This window comes from Agrobacterium larrymoorei (assembly GCF_005145045.1).
In the GTDB taxonomy this organism is placed as follows: Bacteria; Pseudomonadota; Alphaproteobacteria; order Rhizobiales; family Rhizobiaceae; genus Agrobacterium; species Agrobacterium larrymoorei.
This window is the reverse complement of sequence record NZ_CP039692.1, coordinates 1,254,190-1,275,621: the sequence shown is the minus strand read 5'-3', so window position 1 is coordinate 1,275,621 and position 21,432 is coordinate 1,254,190. Positions and strand designations below refer to the sequence as shown.

21 protein-coding genes and 1 riboswitch are annotated in these 21,432 nt (G+C 59.5%); of the genes, 12 read left to right on the top strand and 9 right to left on the bottom strand.

What is annotated here, in order from left to right; genetic code table 11:
• The first annotated feature begins 164 nt into the window (after positions 1–164).
• Positions 165–311, top strand: a riboswitch (FMN riboswitch).
• A gap of 112 nt (positions 312–423) precedes the next feature.
• Positions 424–1,059 carry a 3,4-dihydroxy-2-butanone-4-phosphate synthase gene (ribB, locus tag CFBP5473_RS20150; protein ID WP_027675169.1) on the top strand — a complete coding sequence of 212 codons (636 nt, stop codon included), beginning with the start codon at positions 424–426 and terminating at the stop codon, positions 1,057–1,059.
• A 944-nt stretch (positions 1,060–2,003) separates the two neighbouring features.
• On the top strand, positions 2,004–2,327 hold the full coding sequence (locus tag CFBP5473_RS20145) for a hypothetical protein (RefSeq protein ID WP_136954407.1): 324 nt from the start codon (positions 2,004–2,006) through the stop codon (positions 2,325–2,327).
• Between the two features lie 564 nt (positions 2,328–2,891).
• Here the strand turns inward: CFBP5473_RS20145 and CFBP5473_RS20140 are convergent.
• Entirely contained in the window at positions 2,892–3,665 is a 774-nt protein-coding gene (locus CFBP5473_RS20140; protein ID WP_027675171.1) for a DUF3108 domain-containing protein, read from the bottom strand.
• 251 nt (positions 3,666–3,916) lie between these two features.
• Here CFBP5473_RS20140 and rpmB point away from each other — a divergent pair, with 251 nt between their 5' ends.
• From rpmB to betC, 4 genes are all read left to right on the top strand, one after another.
• Positions 3,917–4,207: a 50S ribosomal protein L28 gene (rpmB, locus tag CFBP5473_RS20135; protein ID WP_027675172.1), complete on the top strand. Its 291-nt coding sequence runs from the start codon at positions 3,917–3,919 to the stop codon at positions 4,205–4,207.
• 198 nt (positions 4,208–4,405) lie between these two features.
• Positions 4,406–5,041: a queuosine precursor transporter gene (locus CFBP5473_RS20130; RefSeq protein WP_027675173.1), complete on the top strand. Its 636-nt coding sequence runs from the start codon at positions 4,406–4,408 to the stop codon at positions 5,039–5,041.
• 69 nt (positions 5,042–5,110) lie between these two features.
• Complete coding sequence (locus CFBP5473_RS20125; RefSeq protein WP_027675174.1) at positions 5,111–6,067, top strand: choline ABC transporter substrate-binding protein; 957 nt, start codon at positions 5,111–5,113, stop codon at positions 6,065–6,067.
• Positions 6,068–6,149: 82 nt separating this feature from the next.
• Positions 6,150–7,664: a choline-sulfatase gene (betC, locus tag CFBP5473_RS20120; RefSeq protein ID WP_027675175.1), complete on the top strand. Its 1,515-nt coding sequence runs from the start codon at positions 6,150–6,152 to the stop codon at positions 7,662–7,664.
• A 60-nt stretch (positions 7,665–7,724) separates the two neighbouring features.
• On the opposite strand, the gene CFBP5473_RS20115 is transcribed toward betC, so the two are convergent.
• Entirely contained in the window at positions 7,725–8,726 is a 1,002-nt protein-coding gene (locus tag CFBP5473_RS20115; protein ID WP_027675176.1) for a DUF2125 domain-containing protein, read from the bottom strand.
• A 48-nt stretch (positions 8,727–8,774) separates the two neighbouring features.
• Between CFBP5473_RS20115 and CFBP5473_RS20110 the strand changes: the two genes are divergently transcribed.
• On the top strand, positions 8,775–9,326 hold the full coding sequence (locus CFBP5473_RS20110; RefSeq protein WP_037170930.1) for a gamma-glutamylcyclotransferase: 552 nt from the start codon (positions 8,775–8,777) through the stop codon (positions 9,324–9,326).
• Positions 9,327–9,332: 6 nt separating this feature from the next.
• Here the strand turns inward: CFBP5473_RS20110 and CFBP5473_RS20105 are convergent, their stop codons facing one another.
• The 5 genes from CFBP5473_RS20105 to CFBP5473_RS20085 all read right to left on the bottom strand — a co-directional run bounded on the left by CFBP5473_RS20105 (position 9,333) and on the right by CFBP5473_RS20085 (position 14,596).
• The gene (locus tag CFBP5473_RS20105) at positions 9,333–10,118 is read right to left on the bottom strand and encodes an SDR family oxidoreductase (protein ID WP_027675178.1); all 786 of its coding nucleotides are present in this window, start codon (positions 10,116–10,118) and stop codon (positions 9,333–9,335) included.
• 29 nt (positions 10,119–10,147) lie between these two features.
• Positions 10,148–11,101 (bottom strand): sugar-binding transcriptional regulator, encoded by a 954-nt coding sequence (locus CFBP5473_RS20100; protein ID WP_027675179.1) that lies wholly within the window; start codon positions 11,099–11,101, stop codon positions 10,148–10,150.
• A gap of 118 nt (positions 11,102–11,219) precedes the next feature.
• On the bottom strand, positions 11,220–12,689 hold the full coding sequence (locus CFBP5473_RS20095) for an FGGY family carbohydrate kinase (protein WP_027675180.1): 1,470 nt from the start codon (positions 12,687–12,689) through the stop codon (positions 11,220–11,222).
• 141 nt (positions 12,690–12,830) lie between these two features.
• On the bottom strand, positions 12,831–13,787 hold the full coding sequence (locus CFBP5473_RS20090) for a transketolase family protein (protein WP_027675181.1): 957 nt from the start codon (positions 13,785–13,787) through the stop codon (positions 12,831–12,833).
• Entirely contained in the window at positions 13,787–14,596 is an 810-nt protein-coding gene (locus CFBP5473_RS20085) for a transketolase (RefSeq protein WP_027675182.1), read from the bottom strand. Before CFBP5473_RS20085 ends, CFBP5473_RS20090 begins: the two co-directional genes overlap by 1 nt.
• A gap of 233 nt (positions 14,597–14,829) precedes the next feature.
• Here CFBP5473_RS20085 and CFBP5473_RS20080 point away from each other — a divergent pair, with 233 nt between their 5' ends.
• The 4 genes from CFBP5473_RS20080 to CFBP5473_RS20065 all read left to right on the top strand — a co-directional run bounded on the left by CFBP5473_RS20080 (position 14,830) and on the right by CFBP5473_RS20065 (position 19,250).
• The gene (locus CFBP5473_RS20080; protein WP_027675183.1) at positions 14,830–15,810 is read left to right on the top strand and encodes an ABC transporter permease; all 981 of its coding nucleotides are present in this window, start codon (positions 14,830–14,832) and stop codon (positions 15,808–15,810) included.
• A gap of 125 nt (positions 15,811–15,935) precedes the next feature.
• Positions 15,936–16,862 carry a sugar ABC transporter substrate-binding protein gene (locus CFBP5473_RS20075; RefSeq protein WP_027675184.1) on the top strand — a complete coding sequence of 309 codons (927 nt, stop codon included), beginning with the start codon at positions 15,936–15,938 and terminating at the stop codon, positions 16,860–16,862.
• A 106-nt stretch (positions 16,863–16,968) separates the two neighbouring features.
• Complete coding sequence (locus CFBP5473_RS20070; RefSeq protein WP_027675185.1) at positions 16,969–18,447, top strand: sugar ABC transporter ATP-binding protein; 1,479 nt, start codon at positions 16,969–16,971, stop codon at positions 18,445–18,447.
• A 14-nt stretch (positions 18,448–18,461) separates the two neighbouring features.
• Entirely contained in the window at positions 18,462–19,250 is a 789-nt protein-coding gene (locus CFBP5473_RS20065; protein WP_027675186.1) for an SDR family oxidoreductase, read from the top strand.
• A gap of 71 nt (positions 19,251–19,321) precedes the next feature.
• Here the strand turns inward: CFBP5473_RS20065 and CFBP5473_RS20060 are convergent, their stop codons facing one another.
• Both CFBP5473_RS20060 and gloB read right to left on the bottom strand, forming a co-directional pair.
• Positions 19,322–19,762 (bottom strand): cupin domain-containing protein, encoded by a 441-nt coding sequence (locus CFBP5473_RS20060; RefSeq protein WP_027675187.1) that lies wholly within the window; start codon positions 19,760–19,762, stop codon positions 19,322–19,324.
• The gene (gene gloB / locus CFBP5473_RS20055; protein WP_027675188.1) at positions 19,762–20,532 is read right to left on the bottom strand and encodes a hydroxyacylglutathione hydrolase; all 771 of its coding nucleotides are present in this window, start codon (positions 20,530–20,532) and stop codon (positions 19,762–19,764) included. The genes CFBP5473_RS20060 and gloB overlap by 1 nt, the downstream gene beginning before the upstream one ends.
• A gap of 94 nt (positions 20,533–20,626) precedes the next feature.
• On the opposite strand from gloB, the gene CFBP5473_RS20050 reads away from it, so the two are divergent.
• Entirely contained in the window at positions 20,627–21,388 is a 762-nt protein-coding gene (locus CFBP5473_RS20050) for a class I SAM-dependent methyltransferase (protein ID WP_027675189.1), read from the top strand.
• The last annotated feature ends 44 nt before the right edge of the window (positions 21,389–21,432 follow it).

Sequence of the window (21,432 nt, the reverse complement as noted above, 5' to 3'; positions counted from 1 at the left end):
TCAACAACAAACGCCGCGGCTCAAAACCGCGGCGTTTTGCTTGCCGGGGTGCGGTGGAAGAACAATCCCGCTTTCCGCCCGGTTTTAATCTGCGCTTTCACCCAACTTCCGTCGCGCGCAATATTTGTCTCTTGATAAACCTGCCCTGCGTGACTTATTGTCGCTTCTGTTCTCAGGGCGGGGTGCAATTCCCCACCGGCGGTATCGGGACTTGTCCCGGAGCCCGCGAGCGCTTCCGGTTCTGCCGGAAGGTCAGCAGATCCGGTGAGATGCCGGAGCCGACGGTATAGTCCGGATGGAAGAGAGCAAGGTAACGAAGACCCGCACCCAGCGGGGCTCTGTTGCATTGTTCGCCCAAGGGAAATTTGGCGTTTAGCAAAACGCGAAAGTGCCGGAAACGGCATAACCCTTGAAAGGCAAGACATGACGATTTCGAAAATTGAAGACGCGATTGCGGCAATCTCACGCGGTGAAATGGTCATCGTGGTGGATGACGAGGATCGTGAGAATGAAGGCGATATCATCGCCGCCTCCGAAACGATCACCCCCGGCCAGATCGCATTCATGATGAACCACGCCCGCGGCCTCATCTGCGTTGCCATGGAAGGCGAGCGACTGGACGAGCTGGAACTTCCCTTGATGGTTCCGCGCAACACCGAATTCCACAAGACGGCCTTCACCGTTTCCGTGGACTACATCCCCGGCACCACAACGGGCATTTCCGCCCATGATCGCGCTAAAACCGTGCAGGCGCTGGTGACCAAAGGCACGAAGCCGGACGACTTCGCCCGCCCCGGCCACATCTTCCCCCTGCGCGCCAATCCCAAGGGCGTACTGGGCCGCACCGGCCACACGGAAGCCGCAGTCGATCTCTGCCGCCTCGCCGGCAAAGCCCCCTCCGGCACCATCTGCGAAGTCGCCAACGACGACGGCACCATGGCCCGCCTCCCCGACCTCGAAACCTTCGCCGACCGCCACGGCCTGCTGCTGGTAACGATCAAGGACCTGGTAGACTACATCACCGCCCGCGAAGCTGAAGAGCGTAAGCAGGTGGCTTGAGGATTGAGTGAGGTGCCCGGGTTTCAAGTCCTCGGCATTCGTCGCGTCACCCCTCACCTGAAAAATCTATGACTTAGCTTGCGCTAAGATCATGATTTTTCTTCCTCCCCACCCCTTCGACAGGCTCAGGGTGGAGAGGTAACCCGAGGCACCGCTTTTACTGAATCTCGAACGCCGAGATGGAGTAGAAACGGTGCGGCGCGTTTTTCCTCTCCCCCTGAGCTTGTCGAAGGGGTGGGAGAGGATAGAAAACCTCGACTTCGCAAAGCGAAGTCCTAGGTTTTCTTGGTGAGGGGCGTCCGCTTCCCCCACCCTCCGTCATCCTCGGGCTTGACCCGAGAATCCACGCACGCCGAAACACCCGCAACCTCGCAAATGCCCGGGACAAGCCCACTGCTGTCCGTTTGAGATTTATAGATTTGGCATAGGGTATTGATTGCATTTGGTTTTTTGCACTCTGCACGAACTCGGACTCGGACTCGCCAGTGCAACGCTGGCTGTGAATGCGGCAACGACACTCCCCACCTCCGTCATCCCGGACTTGATCCGGGATCCAGCCAGACCAAGTCCTTGGTCTGAAAGACTTTTTGACGCGCAGACGCGCGTCTGCTGGACCCCGGCTCAGGGCCGGGGTGACGGGTGATGGAGCTGTTCTCGCCCCAAACTACCCACTCAGTTCAAACCGGACAGCAGTGAGACAAGCCCGAGCACGGCGAATTTTTTTAAAAAAATTCCTCAACATTTTTCCCCACACCCAAAACCGCCCTTACACTCCCCCTCATCCCGCCCTCGGATACACCGCAAGGCGTTGCGGCGAGGCGGGGTCGGTGCTGGGGGTGAAGAGGTTACGCGGCCTCTCCATCCTCAGGGTCGAGCAGCAATCCCCCCGGCGGCAACGGGAGGAGGGAAATGCCGGTTGCGGACCGGCTGGCATGACCCTCCCGATGCCCGACAGAATCAACTGTCGCCGGGTGTACCGACAGCTGATCGTCCTTCTGGCCGAACGCGGCCAAAAGGATGAGAGGCGAAAGTCAGGCGGTACACAGGAAGACGCTGCATCTGCCCCGTTCACCCCGAAAGGTGAATGGACGGATCGCAAGGCGCTGCCTCGCCGTGACGGGCAGGTGGGGCTTGGCGAGCAACGGATCGAAGGCAAGGCGGCGCTCGCCAGATCGGGCGTCGTATCCTTCGAAGGCAGGTGCAGCCGAACTGGCAGGGCGATGGCGGGCAACCATCATCGCACCCGGATGGGAAGGGTTGGACCTTGATCAAGTCCGACCGGTTCTCCGGCAAGGTTTATCACCCTTGTCATCCGGGTTCTGCCAGCCGTGGCAAGAGGATTGCTGTTTGGCCTAAAGAGCCGAACGGGGCGCTGAGAGGTGCCACATACCAAACTACCCAACGAGGCAGCTTTCAGTGCCCCGTCCGAAATGCCATGGCCTCGCCCTCAACGGTGAAGCGATGGACAAGAATGAAGAAGTTCAAGCCACGGGCAGGTGCTGCCGCGTGAACGGCGAAGCTTGGGTTGAAAGCTGACCGGGATTTTTGACATTAGCTGAGCGAGGGCACCCCTCACCAAGAAAACCTACGACTTCGCTTTGCGAAGGTCGAGGTTTTCTATCCTCTCCCACAAGGGGAGAGGAAAAGGCGGCACCGTTTCAACGCCATCAAAAAGAAAACGCCGCAAGGGTGCGGCAGGTTATCTCTCCCCCATCATCCTGAGCCCGCCGAAGGGGTGGGAGAGAAAGCAATTTCAACATCTCGAGCGTCGCTCAAGTGTTAGAAATTGCAAGAGAGGGGTCAAGCCACTGCCGTCGCTTCCCCAAACACCCTCACCCACCATACTTCGTCGCCGTAATATAAACCTGCCCCACCTTCGTCGGGATGCGCGCATAGACCGGCGCGTAGACTTCCATATTATTGGCCTTGGCGAACCAGATTTCCATGGAAATGGATTTCAGATACTCGATATCCTTACGCCCCTTGCGGAAGCCGGATTTTGGCACGTAGCGCATGTTGCAGACGACGGCATCGCCAGAGAAGCCTTGTGTCTTGAAAGGTTTGGTTCCGCCGGAGCTCAGCACCAGGTCGAGCCGCGATTCGCCGTCATAGATTGGCAGGCGGCTGGGGCAAATGCGGCCGCCGACGGGGAAGATCAGGCCGGAGATGGGGTCCAGCACCGAGCGCAGGTCGCGGTCCTTCACGTCCACCCAATTGTCCGGCTTGGATTTCGGCGCGGGATCGACGGTGGTGGAGGTGACGTTGCCGTTGCGGTACTGCACATCATAGGTGCGTGTGCGCTTGCCGTCCTTATAGACCAGTGAATATTCGTTTGCCTGCATGCGGTTGCCGCGTTTTGCGCCGGAAACCGTGGTGCGGCCGGAAATATCCTTCAACACGCTGGCAAGTCCCGCAGAGCTGAAGGAGCCGGAAATGGAGTAGGCCGTGCCGTCCATTTTCGTCGAGAAACTGGCCCGCGCAATCGGCAGAACGCCAAGCGCGATGGAATATTCGCTGTCATGGCGTGATTCTGCCGAAAATGACGGCGAGACGCTGGCCAGCGTGAAGGCGGCGACGGCAAAAAGTCTTGATGCACTGACGATCATCGGGATATCACCTCGGCAGGCGCTCCAAAGACGCCCGTTTTGGCGATGATATACGCTGACTTGTGGCAATAAAAAAGCGGAAGCCCGTGTAAAACGGGTGAAATTGCGCACAAAAAAGTGCGGGCGGCTTGACTGCGGCGGCGGGTCTGACTATAGAACCGCAACTTTCCAATCATCGGCTGTTGGATTGCGAACCGGTTTTTGCCGGAGAGCAGACTGATGGCGATACATGACAACGAATAGGTGTACCCATGTCCCGTGTATGCGAATTGACCGGCAAGGGCGTCCAGACGGGCAACAACGTCAGCCACGCCAACAACAAGACCAAGCGCCGGTTCCTCCCGAACCTTTGCCAGGTTACCTTGATTTCCGATGCTCTCGGCCAGCGTTTCCGTCTGCGCGTTTCCGCAGCCGCTCTGCGCTCCGTCGAACATCGTGGCGGCCTCGATGCCTTCCTTCTGAAGTCTGCCGAAAACGATCTCTCGATGCGCGCTCGTCTGCTGCGTCGCCAGATCGCAAAGAAGACTGCTGAAGCCGCTTAATCGCCGCTTCCAGCACGTCGATATTCTGCAAAAGGCTTGACTGGCTCTGCCGCTCAAGCCTTTTGTGTGTTTCGGGTTTGCTCCGCTTTCAAGTGTAAGCATAATCCCGCTCTTCCGCGCATGGGATCGTGACCGTCCGAAAGGCGTCTGCTCCCTGCTATGTTCGCTCCAACTGGTGGCATCACCCAGGATAAAAAAATGCCTTACCTGCGCCAGACATTCATCTACGTCGCTCTGATGACCCTCGTCGTCGTTGCCTCGAACATTCTCGTTCAATACCCGCTTTCCGGCACACTGTTCGGCATCAATCTCGGTGATTTGCTGACCTGGGGAGCGTTTACCTATCCGATCGCCTTTCTGGTCACGGACCTCACCAACCGGCAGTTCGGCCCCTCCATCGCGCGCCGCGTGGTGCTGGCCGGTTTCGTCGTCGGTGTCACCCTGTCCTTCTGGACATCGATCCCGCGTATCGCCGTCGCATCCGGCACGGCCTATCTCGTCGGCCAGCTGCTCGATATTTCGGTCTTCAACCGTCTTCGTCGCCAGAGCTGGTGGCAGGCGCCGCTGGCTGGCTCTATGATCGGCTCGGTTCTGGATACGGCCCTGTTCTTCTCCATCGCCTTTGCCGCAAGCTTCGCCTTCATCGGCCCGAACGATGCTTTCGCCATCGAGACCGCACCCGTTCTCGGCATCTTCTCCATGGAAGCGCCGCGCTGGGTTTCCTGGGCGCTGGGTGATCTTTCGGTCAAGATAACGGTCGGCCTGTTCATGCTGCTGCCTTACGGCGCCTTGATGAACACGCTGAAGCCAATGCCTCCGGCGCGCTCGGCGTAAAACTTGATCTCGCTCCTTCCTGTTTGAGCTTATCCTTGTTAGGAATGACGCTCAAACAGGAGGACGATCATGACATATATTTCCCGACTGCTTCAGCTGTCTGCAGGGCTTCTCCTGTCTGCCGCTTCAATCGCTACTCCGGCCCTCGCCGCCGATGATGCCAGCGCCTGCAAGACCATTCGCCTCAGCGATCCGGGCTGGACGGACATCACCGCCACCAACGGAACGGCATCCTTCGTTCTCGAGGCTTTGGGGTACACGCCAGACGTCAAGACGCTCTCCGTGCCCATCGGCTACCAGTCGATGAAGAATGGCGAGATCGACGTCTTCCTTGGCAACTGGATGCCCGCGCAGAAGGCTTTCGTGGATGATCTGAACTCCGCCAAGGCCGTGGAAGTTCTCGGCAAGAACCTCGAAGGCGCGAAGTTTACGCTCGCCGTTCCGACCTATGTCGCCGATATGGGCATCAAGAATCTGGCGGACCTGCAGAAGCATGCATCCGAATTCGACAACAAGATTTACGGCATCGAGCCCGGCGCACCGGCAAACCAGAACATCCAGAAAATGATTGCCGCCAATGACTTCGGCCTGAAGGATTGGGAAGTTGTCGAATCAGGCGAGCAGGCGATGCTCTCTCAGGTGGAACGCGCAGAAAAAAGCAAGAAGCCCATCGTCTTCCTCGCCTGGGCTCCGCATCCGATGAACGAGAAATTCAAGATCGAATATCTCGCGGGCGGCGATGCCTATTTCGGCCCGAATTTCGGCGGTGCGGAGGTCTATACGCTGGCCCGCACCGGCTGGCCGGAGCAATGCCCGAATGCGGCCAAGCTGTTCAAGAACATCAAGTTCGACATCAGCATGGAAAATCAGCTGATGGGCGCCATCCTCGACGGTCAGGATGCCAAGGCTGCTGCCGGAACATGGCTGAAGGAAAATCCGAAGGTTCTGGATGGCTGGCTGAACGGCGTCACCACGCTGGACGGCAAGCCCGCAGATGCCGCCGTCAAGGCCGCACTCGGTCTCTGATCCCAGACCAATTTCACATCAAACGATACAGCATCGTGCTCCCCGCTTTTGGGGAGCGCGATGTTTTGACAGGGAGACCGGCGTGACGCGCCCGAATATTCTCATCCTCATGGTCGACCAGTTCAACGGCACGTTTTGCCCGGATGGACCGGCGGATTTTCTCCACGCACCGCATCTCAAAGCGCTGGCGCAGCGCTCGGTCCGCTTTGCCAACACCTATACTGCAAGCCCGCTCTGCGCTCCGGCGCGCGCCTCCTTCATGTCCGGGCAGTTGCCAAGCCGCACCCGCGTTTACGACAACGCCGCAGAATTTGCGTCCGATATCCCCACCTACGCGCATCATCTGCGGTCGGCCGGATACCACACGGCGTTATCGGGCAAGATGCATTTCGTCGGCCCGGACCAGTTGCACGGCTTCGAGGAGCGTCTGACGACGGATATCTATCCGGCAGATTTCGGCTGGACGCCGGATTACACGAAACCGGGTGAGCGGATCGATTGGTGGTACCACAATCTGGGCTCGGTAACGGGTGCAGGCACTGCCGAAATCACCAACCAGATGGAATATGACGACGAGGTTGCCTATCACGCCACCCGCAAGCTCTACGATCTGTCACGCCGCCTCGATGACCGGCCATGGTGCCTGACGGTAAGCTTTACGCACCCGCATGATCCTTACGTGGCGCGACGCAAATATTGGGATTTGTACGAGGATTGCCCAGCGCTTGACCCGGAGATCAGCGCCCTGCCCTTCGATGAGATGGACCCGCATTCCCGGCGCCTGCTGGAAGCCTGCGATCATGAAAATTTCGATATCACGGCGGAGCATATCCGCCGGGCGCGGCGCGGTTATTTCGCCAACATCTCTTATGTGGATGACAAGATCGGCGAGATTCTCGATGTTCTGAAGCGCACGCGGATGGAGGAAGACACGATCGTACTCTTCCTCTCCGACCATGGCGATATGCTCGGCGAGCGCGGGCTCTGGTTTAAGATGTGCTTTTTCGAAGGTTCAGCGCGTGTACCGCTGATGATTTCCGCACCCGGTTGGGCGGCTGGCCGCATCGACCGACCGGTTTCCACGCTGGACGTGACGCCGACGCTCTGCGCCCTGGCAGGGATAGATATCGCATCGCTGAAGCAATGGACGGATGGTGAGGACCTGAGCGGACTTGCATGTGGAACCGGGACTAGAGAGCCGGTTCCAATGGAATATGCCGCCGAAGGCTCCATCGCACCGCTGGTCGCCATCCGCGACGGGCAGTACAAGCTGACAATCTGCGAGGCCGATCCGCCGATGCTGTTCGATCTGGCGAGTGACCCGAACGAACTGATCAATCTGGCCGATGATCCGCAGTATGGTGAAGTCCTTGTCGCGCTGAAGGCGCAGGTGGATCACCGCTGGAATCTATCGAGTTTCGACGCTGCCGTGCGCGAAAGCCAGGCACGGCGATGGGTGGTCTACAAGGCGCTGCGCAACGGGCAATATTACCCTTGGGATTACCAGCCGCTGCAAAAGGCTTCGGAGCGCTATATGCGCAACCACATGGATCTGAACGTGCTGGAGGAAAACCAGCGCTATCCGCGCGGCGAGTGAGCGCTGGAAGCCAATTTGCCCGCCAGCTTACACCGGCGGGCGTGCACTGCTAGACGCGGCTCAGATCGGCGGAATTTTTCCAAGCGGGATAAAGCCGCTGACCGTGGCGCGGCCGCGGTCCACCACGAGATCAACCGATGCACGATCCCCACCGCCTGCCAGCGCGCCGAGGAGCTTGCGGGCGGTATCGATGGTGGATTGAAGCTGCGGGAAGGCCTGCTTGGCATTGTTCGCCCAATCGCCCAGCTTTTCGATTTCGAGCTTGAACTGGCCGGAAAGCAGCCCCTGATCGTCAAAGGCGAAGGGGCCGCTGATGCGCATGGTGCGGCCATCGCCAATGTCCAGCATCACGCGGCGAAGCTCGCCACTTGCGCCGTAAAGGCCTGTCCGGTCGCTGCCGTCGATCATCCCGGCCTTGCCCGCAAGCGTCACATCTGCAATGGCATTGAGGCGCGGCAGAAGCTGCGGCCAGCCCTGAATGACGGTGGACGCATCTTCAAGCGTGATCGCGCCATCGAGATCGGCACCGTTCTGGCGCAGATGAATTTCCGTCTTGGCGGCATCGAAATCGATGGTCTGCGAGGTGACGGAAGACACGGCATTGGCCTTCAGCCCTTCAATGACGAGCGAGGTGCGGTCGATACCTTTCAGCTTCGTCACGAGGCTGGATTGCATATCCGCCCATTCGGCGGAAACGGTGAGGCCGTGCGAGGTTTGGATTTGCGCAGGCGAATCGAGCTCCCAGACAATATGTCCCGGCGCATAGACCTGAGCGGCGGAGCGCAGGGCGCCGAAGGATGCGGTCATGCCGTTCTTCGCGTCTTCAACATTGACCTTGGAGCAGAATAGGCCGATGCGGAAGGGATATCCGCGAAAGGCCATGTCGGTGCATTCACCCTTGACGCTGGCGGTGCCGCCCGGCGCGATGGCCTTGATGACGGTTTCCTGAAGCCGCTGCGCCGCATAAAACCAGCCCGCCGTGTAGATGGCGATGACAAGGACGATCCCCACACCGAGAAACAAGATTTTTCTGCCAGTTCGGGATTGGCTTGACGCTGCCATGATGATCTCCAATGGTGGGACACTGATGATTTTGATTTGGCTTGCGATATGGACGATTTTTGGGTCTTTGGCTACGGCTCCCTGATGTGGAACCCGGGCTTTCCCTATGAGGAGCGCCACAGGGCGCGTTTGCATGGTTACAGACGGGCGCTTTGCATCCGCTCGAATCACTATCGCGGCACGGATGAAAATCCCGGCCTCGTGCTGGGTCTGGAGCGCGGCGGCTCATGCCTTGGCGTGGCATTTCGCGTGGCAGGTTCCAACCGCGATCCGGTGATGGAGTATCTGCGCGAACGCGAGCTCGTGACGAATGTTTACAAAGAGCGGGTGGTGATGGTGTCGCTTGCCGATGGCAGGCGGCAGAATGCGCTGACCTATGTGGCCGATCCGTTGCACCGGCAATATGTGGGCGGTCTCGGTGTTGGCGATGCCGCCGTGATCGTGCGCAATGCCACGGGAAGCTCCGGCCCCAATGTCGATTACGTATTCAACACCGTCCAGCACCTGCAGGCCATGGGCATTCGCGACGCCCTTCTGGAAAAGGTCGCCGCGAATGTGGAAGCCGTCATGCAGGATGAACTCAAGAGTGCGAAGGGCTGACTTCGCTCAAGACATGATCAGGCCGCCATCGACATTGATGGTCTGGCCGGTAATGTAGGCGGCGTCTTCCGAGGCGAGGAAGGCGACGAGGGCGGCGACTTCCGCAGGGGTGCCAGCGCGGCGCATGGGAATGTTGCGCACCCATTCGGCCATAAGCTCGCCGGGCTTGTATTCACCCAGCATCTTGCCCCAGACGCGGTCATTATAGTCCCACATTTCGGTGTGGATGATGCCGGGGCAGATGGCGTTGACAGTGATGCCCTCCGGTGCCAGCTCCTTGGCAAGGCTTTGCGTGAGGCCGATGACGCCGAATTTAGAGGCGGCATAATGCGGGGTATAAATGAAGCCCTGCCGCGCCTGACCGGACGCCGTATTGATGAGGCGGCCCTTGGTTCCGCTCTGGCGGAAGCGGCGGATGGCTTCCTGGCAGCAGAGAAATGCGCCTTTGGTGTTGACCTCCATATTGAGGTCCCACTGGTCTTCGCTCAATTCCTCGACCTTGGAGATGGTGATGACGCCTGCGTTCTGAACCGAGACGGAGAGTGCGCCGATGGCGGCTTCCGCAGCCTCATAAGCGTCGCGAACCGCTGCGGCGTCTCGTACATCCAGCGTCACGCCAAAAGTTTGAGCACCGGTTTCTTCTGCGAGCTTTGCCGCTATATCTGCCGTGTCTTTCTCGACTGCAGCGATGGCGACCTTCGCGCCTTCTTCGGCAAAGCGGCGGGCGATGCCGTAACCGATGCCCTTATTGCCGCCGCTGACGAATACGGACTGACCTTCGAAGCGTTTCATGTCTCCTCCTCATGGAATTCTGGAATTTGCTATGAGCCGACCAGACGTTCGGCGGTGAATTTATCGGTGACCAAAACGTCGATCACACCGGTTCTGAGAGCGCCTGCAATGGCTTCCGTCTTTTTGGCCCCACCGGCCAGCGCAATCACGCGGTCGACATTGGAGAGGTTTTCGAGCGGCAGGCCGATGACCCGGTCATCGAGCGGTGTTTTGACCGGACGGCCTTGCCCGTCGAAGAAGCGCAGCGAAATATCGCCGACGGCACCCGCCTGCGCGAGATCGGCAAGTTCCTTGGCGGAAAAGATGTTGCCGGAGCGGGCGAGAAGCTCTGACGGTTCGACAGCACCGACGCCGACGACGGCGAGCGTGATGGAGCCGAAAAGATCGATCGTTTCGCGCACGAATGGATCGGACAGCATGAGCAGCTTCGCTTCCCGGGAGGTGGCGACGCCGGGCACGGCAAGAAGCTTGGGCTCCGCTTCCGTCAGCCGCGCAAGCCGCGTCGTGATCTGCGTGGCATGCGTCTGCACGGATGGATCGCCCATGCCGCCAAGCGTCTGCACGATGTATTTCGCTTTCGCGCCCTTCAGCGGATGGATGTTCTCCACCATCTTGAAAATGGTCTGGCTCCAGCTGGACACGCCGATGATTTCGTTTTGCGACAGCGTCACTTCGAGGAAATGGGCCGCAGCCTCGCCGATGCGTGCCATGATCGCGCCATCGCGATCCTCGCTGCAATCCACCACGATGGCTTCGGGAAGATCGAAGCGCTCACGCAGCTGGGTTTCCAGATCGTTGAAGGTGCCAACGGGCGGGATGATGCTGGTGCGAACGATGCCTTCGGCCTCCGCCCGCTTCAGCATCCGCGACACTGTTGCCTGCGACAGATGCAGGTGCTCTGCAATTTCAGCCTGGCGCTTGTGCTCGCTATAATACATCTGCGCGACACGCGAGATCAGGCGAAGTTCGTTGATCCTACCCATAAGCCCCTCCTAGAGCGCCGTGCGTCCGAAGGACGCGCTCAGGACGCTCTAAATCCTTAGAGTGCGCATCGTTCTTTCCACAATCGATTCCGATTTTTGGGCCGATGCGCCTGAATTTTTATTCACTCATAGCGGACGGGATTTTCAAGGTCGAGCGCGCAATTGAATCCTTCCATGTCGCGAGCTTCTCATTTTTATCGGATGTTGCAGGCGCGATCTGCGTGCCGTTAGCGTTAAGACTGGCGACCGTTTCAAGATCGGGCCACATGCCAAGTGCAAGTCCGGCGAGATAGGCAGCACCCAAGGCCGAAGCTTCCGGCGCATCGCGCTGGATGACGGGATGATCCAGCATGTCAGCCACGCATTGCATCAGGAAACGGTTCTGGCTCGGGCCACCATCCACGAACAGACGTCCGAAGCCGGTCGGTGATTGCGCGCCCATGGCGGCGAAGACGTCATGCACCTGAAAGGCAATGGAATCGGTCACGGCGCGGGCCATCTGGGCGCGCGTGGTGGAGAAGTTGATCTGGGAGAACAGCGCGCGGCTGTCCGAATCCCAATAGGGCGCGCCGAGGCCGACAAAGGCGGGCACGAAACCGGGGCCGCCGGGTGCGGCGGTGGAGGCCAGTTCCACCAGTGCTGCCACATCCGGTAGTCCAAGGATTTCCACCATCCACGGCAACGAAGAGGCTGAGACGAGAATATTGCCTTCGAAGGCAAAGGTCGGCTTGCCGCCAAGCCGCCATGCGACGGTGGTCGTGATGCCCTGTTGAGGGGCGATGAAATGCGGCAGCGTGGTCATGACCGAGGAGCCGGTGCCGAAGGTTACCTTGCCATCGCCGGGATTGAAGGCGCCGTGGCCGAAAAGGGCCGCGTGGCTATCGCCGATGGCCGCGAGGATCGGCGTGCCATCCTTGATGCCGGGGACGTTTTTCGTGACGCCAAAATCGCCGCTGCTATCGCGGACTTCCGGCAGGGCATCGATATCAATGCCGAACAATTCGCAAAGCTCTTCACTCCAGACCTGCCGATTGAGATCGAGCGCCTGGCTGCGGGCCGCGTTGGATGCATCGCAGGCATGGACTTGACCACCCGTGAAGCAGTGGATCAGCCAGCTATCGATGGTGCCGAGCCGCACTTTTCTGCCCTTAGGAGCGCGATCCAGCAGCCAGCGCATTTTTGCGCCGGGAAACATGGGGTCGATGGGCAGACCTGTGAGCGCCATGACGCGTTCGGAATGACCTTCCCCGATAAGGTCGGCGCATTCGTTTGCCGTGCGGCGGCATTGCCAGCTCAGGACAGGTCCGAGCGGCTCGCCGGTTTCAGCATCCCAAATGGTGACGGATTCGCGCTGGTTGGAGATGGCGATGGCCTCCACCGAGACATCACCGGGTGCTGCCTTGAGGCAGGCCTCGATGGCTTCGCAGACGGATGCCCAAATGCGGGTTGGTTCCTGTTCCACCCAGCCGGGCCGCGGATAGGCGATGCCGACGGGTGATGAGCCTCTGGCGAGAATGGCCCCCGTTTCCGAAACCAGAATGGCCTTGGAATTTGTCGTACCCTGATCGACGGACAGAATGGCGCGCATCGCTATGCTCTCTTCCCGGCAGACATTGATGATGCGCGATCCTAGCCGGGATTTTCAGGCAAATAGAAGTGCCACGCATAATATAATGAAGAGGGTGCCGCCCATATCTCCCGGGGGAGACATGAGCGGCTGGGAGGAGACTTATTTTCTCTTGATCAGCGCTTCGGCAGCATCCGCGATGGCGTTCGGTGCCATGCCGAATTCATCCAGCAGCCATTCGGCAGAGCCGGTATGGGCAAAGACGCCGGGAACGCCGAGGCGCTTCATCGGAACCGGGGCGTGCTCGACGACCACTTCGGCAATGGCGGAACCGAGGCCGCCGTAGATCGAATGCTCTTCCGCCGTCAGGATCGCGCCGGTTTCGTTTGCCGCGGCCACGATTGCCGTCTCATCGATGGGGCGAACGGTTGCCATGTTCAGCACACGCGCCTTGATGCCGCGCGTTGCCAGAATATCGGCAGCCTTCACCATGCGGTGGGTCAGCGTGCCATTGGCAATAAGCGTCAGATCGGAGCCATCGCGCAGGAGATTGGCCTTGCCGACTTCGAAGACATGGCCTTCCGGCAGAAGATCCGGCACGCCGACGCGCGAGAGGCGCAGGAAGCATGGACCGGCATATTCCGCCGCCCATTTTACCGCAGCCGCGGTTTCGATGCGGTCGCAAGGGGCAATGACCGGCAGGTTCGGCAACACGCGGGTCCAGGCGAAGTCTTCGATGGAGTGATGCGTTGGTCCAAGTTCGCCGTAAGCCATGCCGGACGAAATGCCGACGAGCTTCACATTTGCGTTGGAATAGGCAAGATCGGCCTTGATCTGCTCCAGCGCGCGACCCGTCAAAAAGCAGGATGCGCCGCAGACGAATGGCAACTGGCCGCCATTGGCAAGACCGGCGCCAACGCCCACCATGTTCTGTTCGGCAATGCCGACATTGACGAGGCGTTCCGGGAATTTCGACTTGAAGCCGCCGAGCTTGGAGGAGCCGACCGAGTCGTTGCAGACGGCCACGACGCGCTGATCGTTCGCCGCCAGCGCTTCGATGGTTTCGGCAAAGGCATCGCGGCAGTCATAAAGTTTGGGGGCGGATACGGGCGCGTTCATTATAGTGCCTCCGAAAGTTCTTTGACGGCAATGTCATACTGTTCCTTGCTCGGAACCTTGTGGTGCCAGTCCACCTTGTCCTGCATGAAGGAAATGCCGTGGCCCTTATTGGTATGCGCCACGATGCAGTGCGGACGGTTGCTGCGATGTTCGAGCGCCGGAACGACTTCCGCCATTTCGTTGCCGTTGATTTCGGTCACATCCCAGCCGAAAGCTTCCAGCTTCGGGCGAAGCGGGGCGATGTCGTTGGTATCCGAAAGCGCCGCACCCTGCTGGAAGCGGTTATGGTCGATGATGAGCGTGAGATTATCGAGGCCGAACTGCGCGGCGGCCATGATGGCCTCCCAGTTTGAGCCTTCCTGCATCTCGCCATCGCCGGTCATGACATAGGTATGGTAATCCGCACCGGAAAGCTTGGCGGCCTTCGCCATGCCGACCGCAACCGGAAGCCCGTGACCAAGTGGGCCGGTGTTGGTCTCCACGCCTGGAACCTTGTTACAGTTGGGGTGGCCGTTGAGGCGCGAATTGGGCTGGAGGAAGGTGGAAATCTCTTCTTCCGGAATGAAACCGCGCTTGGCGAGCGTCACGTAAAGCGCGCAGGCCGTATGACCCTTGGACAGCACGAAGCGGTCTCGTGCCGGGTTCTTCGGATCATCCGGCCAGATGCGCAGGACGCGGAAATACAGCGCCGTCATAACGTCGATGGCAGACATTTCGCCGCCCACATGACCCGCACCTGCTTCGAAAACGGCTTGCACGTCGCGCAGGCGGATCTGGCGCGCAATGCGCTCTAATTCTTTGGGCTCCATGAAATCCTCATCAAGATACATGCGTGAATAATTATGCGATTGCATATATAATTGCAGATGAGGACGGCGTGTCAAGCCGGAAAAGGTAATCTATGGGTTTTTCGCCAAGGCAGAGCGGGCGAAAAGGACGCTATTGACAAGCACATTAAATCTGCCTTATGCATTTTACACCGAGAGTGAATATTTATTCTAATCGGTTTAAAAGTTCTGGTGTATAATTTATGGGAGGAGCCATGACTGTGTTGGAGCGCAAGGACGCGACCGTCCAAACCAGAAGTCCGCTCGCCTGGCTGAGCGGTGCGACAGGGCCTCTCGTGGGTCTGCTTCTGCTGTGTGTGTTTCTCTCTTTCGCCAGCGATAACTTCCTGTCGCTGCGCAATGGTCTCAATATTCTCGATCAGATCACCGTTCTCGGCATCATGGCCGTGGGCATGACCTTCGTGATCCTGCTCGGCGGTATCGATCTTTCCGTCGGCTCCGTGCTGGCGCTGTCCATGATGATCATGGGCTGGACGGCGAATGTTGCCGGGATGCCGATGGGTGCTGCAATCGTGCTGGCGCTTCTGGCATCCGGCGTCTGCGGTCTCGTCGTCGGCATTCTGGTGACGGCGTTTCGCGTACCTGCCTTCATTGCCACACTGGCGATGATGTCGGTTGCGCGCGGCATTGCCAACATGATCACCGACGGCCAGCAGATCGTCGGTTTTCCAGACTGGTTCATGATGCTGGCCATCGACCGGCATTTCGGCGTGCTGACGGCCACCGTGCTTCTGATGCTGGTTGTCGTCGTCATTTCCTGGGCATTCCTGCGCTATCGCGCCGAAGGCCGCACGGTCTATGCGGTGGGCGGCAATGCGGAAGTGGCGCGCCTTGCGGGCATCAACGTGCCGCTGGTTACCATCGGCGTTTATGTCATCTGCGCGATTCTGGCCGGTCTTGCCGGTATCGTTCTCGCAGCCCGTCTCGACTCCGTGCAGCCATCCAGCGGCTTCGGTTATGAGTTGGACACGATCGCGGCTGTCGTCATCGGCGGCACATCCCTTTCGGGTGGCGCTGGCGGCATTGGCGGTACGCTGATCGGCGTTCTCATCATCGGCGTGCTTCGCAACGGCCTCAACCTTCTCAATGTCTCCCCCTTCCTGCAGCAGGTGATCATCGGCGTGGTCATCGTGCTTGCCGTGGGTGCGGAAACGCTGCGCCGCAGAAGAGGCTGACGTCCAAGTTCCGGCGGATGCGTTCCGCCCAGACAGACCATCTCCCTCTCAAGGAGGGAGGGGATAAACGGCGGAGGGGAGGAGGCACCGTCTCCCGAAGCCATAACCAACCGGAGGAAAATAACATGAAACTGTCTCGCATTCTGCTGGCATCCGCCGCACTCGCTCTCTCGCTCAACTCTGCCAACGCCGCCGAAGTCAAGAAGATCGGCCTTGCAGTCGCCAACCTTCAGGCCAACTTCTTCAACCAGATCAAGCAGTCCGTGGAAGCCGAAGCCAAGACGCGCGGCATTACGGTCGTGACCGTGGACGCCAAGGGCGATGGCCCGACGCAGGTCAACCAGATCCAGGACCTGCTGACCCAGAACATCGACGCGCTGATCTACATTCCAGCCGGTGCCGCCGCCGCGACCGTTCCGGTCAAGCTTGCCAAGGCCGCGAAAGTTCCAGTGATCAACATCGACCGCAACGCCGATGGCGCGCCGGGCGACACGTTCATAGCCACCGATTCCGTCGCATCCGCCAAATCGGTTTGCGATTACATCATCAAGGAAGCTGGCGGTAAGGGCAAAATGGTCATCATCCACGGCCAGAAGGGCACGACGCCTGAAGTGGACCGCACCAAGGGCTGCATGGAATCCGTCAAGGCAAACCCGGATGTGAAGATCGTCGCCGAGCAGTGGTCCAACATGTGGAGCCAGGACGAAGGCTTCCAGATCATGCAGAACATGCTCCAGGCAAACCCGGATGTCTCCATCGTCTTTGCACAGGCTGACGGACTTGCGCTTGGCGCGGCACAGGCCATCAAGGTCGCAAACCCGTCTCAGAAGATCGCTGTCGGCGGCTTCGACGGTGACACGGCAGCTCTCGAAGCGCTTAAGAACGGCGTGTTCGACGTGACGGCAACCCAGCAGACCCAGAAGATGGGCCGCACCGCCGTTGAGATGGCCGTGAAGCTCGTCGGTGGCGAGAAGGTTCCGCCGGTTCAGCTTCTGGACGCAACGCTGACCACCAAGGACAATGTTGAAGGCTTCATCGCCAACCATCCCTGATTGCTCAACGGGTGCCGCTTCCTTGGCGGCACCCTATTTTTCGAACCGTCGACACCCTTGGGGCAGTCCGGTTCTCTTGATTGGAAGTTTTGGGAGGTTCCCCGTCATGCGTGAGCCGGTTCTTTCGCTCCGTGGCATCAGCAAGCGCTATGGTCCGCTCGAGGTTTTGAAGAATGTCGATCTCGACGTCTATGCGGGCGAGGTCGTGGCGCTTTTGGGTGAAAACGGCGCGGGCAAATCCACCCTGTCTGGCATCATTGCCGGTTCGCGCGAGCCTTCGCAGGGAACGATGACATGGCTCGGCCAGCCTTATGCGCCCGCCTCCCCTCGTGAGGCCATCGACAAGGGCGTGGTGCTGATCCATCAGGAACTGAAGCTTCTGCCGGAATTGTCGATTGCCGAAAACGTGTTCATCGGACGCTGGTTGATGAAGAACGGCAAGGTCGACCGGGCAGAAATGGTGCGGCGCGCGCAGGAGCAGTTGTCGCGCCTGAACCTTCATATTCCCGCAAGCCGAAAGGTGGCAGGGCTATCCACGGCAAATCAGCAGCTTATCGAGATTGCCAAAGCGCTGACGCTGAATGCCAAGCTGCTTATTCTGGATGAACCGACGGCAGCACTTGGCGGCGCGGAAACGCAGGCGCTGTTCGAGCAGGTTCGCAAGCTGCGCGCCGAAGGCGTCGGCATCATCTACATTTCCCACCGCATGGAAGAAATTCGCCAGATCACCGACCGCATCGTGGTTTTGCGTGATGGCGTGCGCGTCAATGAGTTCGCCGATAGCGCAACGCCTGTGCGAACCGTCGTGGAAAGCATGGTGGGCCGTTCGCTGGAGCGCATGTTCCCGACGCTGCCGGAAGCGCAGGATAAGGTCGTGCTCGAGGTCAAAGGGCTGACGGGCGCGAACAATGCGTTTCGCAATGTCAGCTTCGATGTGCGCGCTGGCGAAATTCTCGGTATTGCCGGGTTGATCGGCGCGGGCCGAACGGAATTGGTGCGGGCAATCGCCGGTGCCGATGCGATTTCGCAGGGAGAAATCCTGCTTGATGGCAAGCCGCTCAAACTGAAGGCACCATCGGACGCCATCGATCAGGGCATCGTCATGGTGCCGGAAGATCGCAAGCTTCAGGGGCTGGTGGTGGAGCATGAAATTGGCGAGAACATCATCTATGCCAATCTCGATCTGCTGGGCACAGGCTGGGTAACACCCGGCATAAAGCGCCGCTTCGCCAATGCCGCAATCTCCAAATTCGGTGTGAAGGGCAAGGGTGAGCAGCCTGCTTCGGACCTTTCCGGCGGCAACCAGCAGAAGGTTGTCATCGCCAAATGGCTGGCGCGCAACCCGCGCGTCGTCGTGCTGGACGAGCCGACACGCGGCATCGATGTCGGCGCGCGCGCAGGCATTTACGACATTATCGTCGATCTGGCGAAACAGGGCGTGGCGGTCATCGTCGTCAGCTCCGATCTGGAGGAAGTGCTTGGCGTTTCCAGCCGCATCCTCGTTCTCGCCCAAGGAAATCAGGCCGGTATTCTCAACCGTGACGAAGCCAACGATGTTTCGGTCATGGAACTGGCGACAATCTGAAAAAGGAAATCTTTATGTCCACCATCACGCTCAACGCGCCAAAGCTCTTCGATCTTTCCGGTCAGGTCGCGCTCGTCACCGGTGCCGGTTCCGGCATCGGCCAGCGCATCGCCATGGGTCTGGCGCAGGCTGGCGCCGACGTCGCGCTGCTCGACCGTCGCACCGATGACGGTCTGGCCCAGACGGCGGATTTCATCGCCAGGGCTGGCCGCAAGTCGGTTCAGATCGCGGCTGACGTGACGAGCAAGCAGGCGTTGGCAGATGCCGTGGCTAAGACCGAGGCCGATCTCGGCGCGCTGTCGCTCGCGGTGAATGCTGCCGGTATCGCCAACGCCAATCCTGCGGAGGAAATGGAGGAAAGCCAGTTCCAGACGATGATGGATATCAACCTGAAGGGCGTTTTCCTCTCCTGCCAGGCGGAAGCGCAGGCCATGCTGAAACACGGCCGCGGCTCAATCGTCAACATCGCCTCCATGTCCGGTGTCATCGTCAATCGCGGGCTGATGCAGTGCCACTACAATGCGTCCAAGGCGGGCGTGATCCACATGTCCAAATCCATGGCGATGGAGTGGGTCGGCAAGGGCCTGCGCGTCAACACCATCTCCCCCGGCTACACCGCAACGCCGATGAATACGCGCCCCGAAATGGTGCACCAGACCAAGCTCTTCGAAGAACAGACGCCGATGCAGCGTATGGCCAATGTGGATGAAATGGTCGGCCCGGCAATCTTCCTGCTTTCCGATGCTGCAAGCTTCGTGACGGGTGTCGATCTGTTGGTGGATGGTGGTTTCTGCTGCTGGTAAGCGCGGAGAGCCAAGTGCATAAACGCTCCAGCTATCTGGATGGAGCGTTTATGGTTTAGACAAGTGTGTGACTAGGCCCCTCGCCCCGGCTGCCAGCCGGGTTCGGCCATCACGAAACTTTCAAAGACGAAGCCCGGTGCTACCGTGCAGCCTACCAAGGTGAATTCGCCAAGGCTTTCTGCGGCCTGCCAGCAATTGGCAGGGACGATAGCCTGAGGGCGCTCGCCATCCAATATGGAGGGGCCGAGTGTTGTGGTGGAGATGTTTTTGCCATCTTCGGAAAGATGAAGTGCGAGTGGGGCTCCGGCGTAATAGTGCCAGGTTTCCACCGCATCCGTGACCTTGTGCCAATGGGAGCGCTGGCCCTTTTCGAGCAGGTAATAGATCGCGGTAGAGTGGCCGCGCTCGCCGCCATTTTTGTCGCGGAAGGTCTGGCGGTAGAAACCGCCTTCCGGGTGTGGTTCGAGATTGAGGGCGGCGATGAGGTCTGAGGCGGTTTGCTCACCGGCCATCAGAAATTATCCTTGCGCGTTCTGATTTCGGCAAAGACCTCTGCATCGGTCGCGGTTTCAAGGCCAAGATGGGCGCGGATGCTGGCGTCTGCCACCCGCATGTAGGGATTGGTCTGCTTCTCAAGGCCGATGGTCGTCGGAATGGTGAAGCGGCCATCTTTGCGCAGAGATTCCACATCGGCGACGCGGTTCTTGAGAACGCCGTTTTCGGGATCGACCGTGATTGCGAAGCGGGCGTTCGCCACCGTGTATTCGTGGCCGAAATAGACTTTCGTTTCGTCCGGCAGTGCCATGAGTTTCTGGAACGAATGCCACATATCCGCAGCCGGACGCTCGAACAGCCTGCCGCAGCCCATGGCAAACAGCGTATCGGCTGCAAAGAGCAGGCCGTCATCCGGCAGGTAGTAGCAGATATGGCCTGCGGTATGGCCCGGCGTGGAAATAACCTGCACGCGGCGTCCGGCCCATTCGAACTCGTCGCCATCGGCTGCGGATTTGTCGAGACCGGGGATAGCGATAGCCTCATCGTGGGGGCCGCGGATTTCGCAGTGGAAGCGTTCCTTCAGCGCCAGATTGGCGTCGACATGATCCTGATGGTGATGGGTGGTGAAGATATCGGAGAGCGTCCAGCCGCGCCGGTTCAGCGCTTCGAGAATGGGTGCTTCTTCCGGCGCATCGATGGAGACGGTCGCGCCGCTTTCGCTGTCGTGCAGAAGCACGCCGAAATTATCGCTCCGGCACTGAAAGACCTCGATTTCCAACGGCTTCATTCTTCCCTCCATGATCATGCAATCAAAACTGCCTCTCTCTTCTATTTAGGCCACTGTCGCTTGAAGTCCAACCGGGGGCTGCTACATTCCATCCATGAACACCGATATCGTCGATCTGCGCGAATTTTATCACTCTCCGCTGGGCCGTTCCGCCGAACAGGCCATCACCATGGCGCTTTCGACGCTGTGGCCGCCGCTGCCGGATGAGCGGCTGGTGGGGCTGGGTTATGCCGTGCCTTTTCTGGACCGTTTTCGCCACGATACGGAACGTACTTTCGCCTTCATGCCAGCGGGACAGGGAGCCGTGAACTGGCCAGCGGGCGAGCTTTCTTCCACCGCGCTCGTTTTCGATGAGGAGCTGCCGCTGCCGGATTCCTCAATCGACCGTGTGCTGATGGTGCATTCGCTGGAATTCGTGGAAAACCCTCGCGAGGCGCTTAAGGAATTGTGGCGGGTTCTGGCACCGGGCGGGCGGCTGGTCATCGTGGTGCCGAACCGCCGCGGCGTGTGGGCGCGGATGGAACATACGCCCTTCGGCTCGGGCCGCCCCTATTCGCGCAGCCAGCTGACCGCGCTGTTGCGCGAGACGAATTTTACCCCCGGCGCTTCTGCCGAAGCCTTGTTTTTTCCGCCTTCGAAGGTGCGTTCCGTGTTGAAGTTTCGGCGTTACATTGAGACCGTTGGCCGCAGGCTCTGGCCGGTCTTTTCCGGCGTGATTGTGGTGGAGGCGCAAAAGCGGCTTTATCAGGGGCTGCCGGTCACGCAGCGCGCGTCCCGCCGTGTCTTCGTTCCGGTGCTTGCGCCGCAGGGCGTGCCGAGCACGCGCACGAAACTGGACCAGCAAAAGAAGCGCTGATACTCGACAAACAGCCTCTTCCAGTCTAATGCCTTCGGCATTGT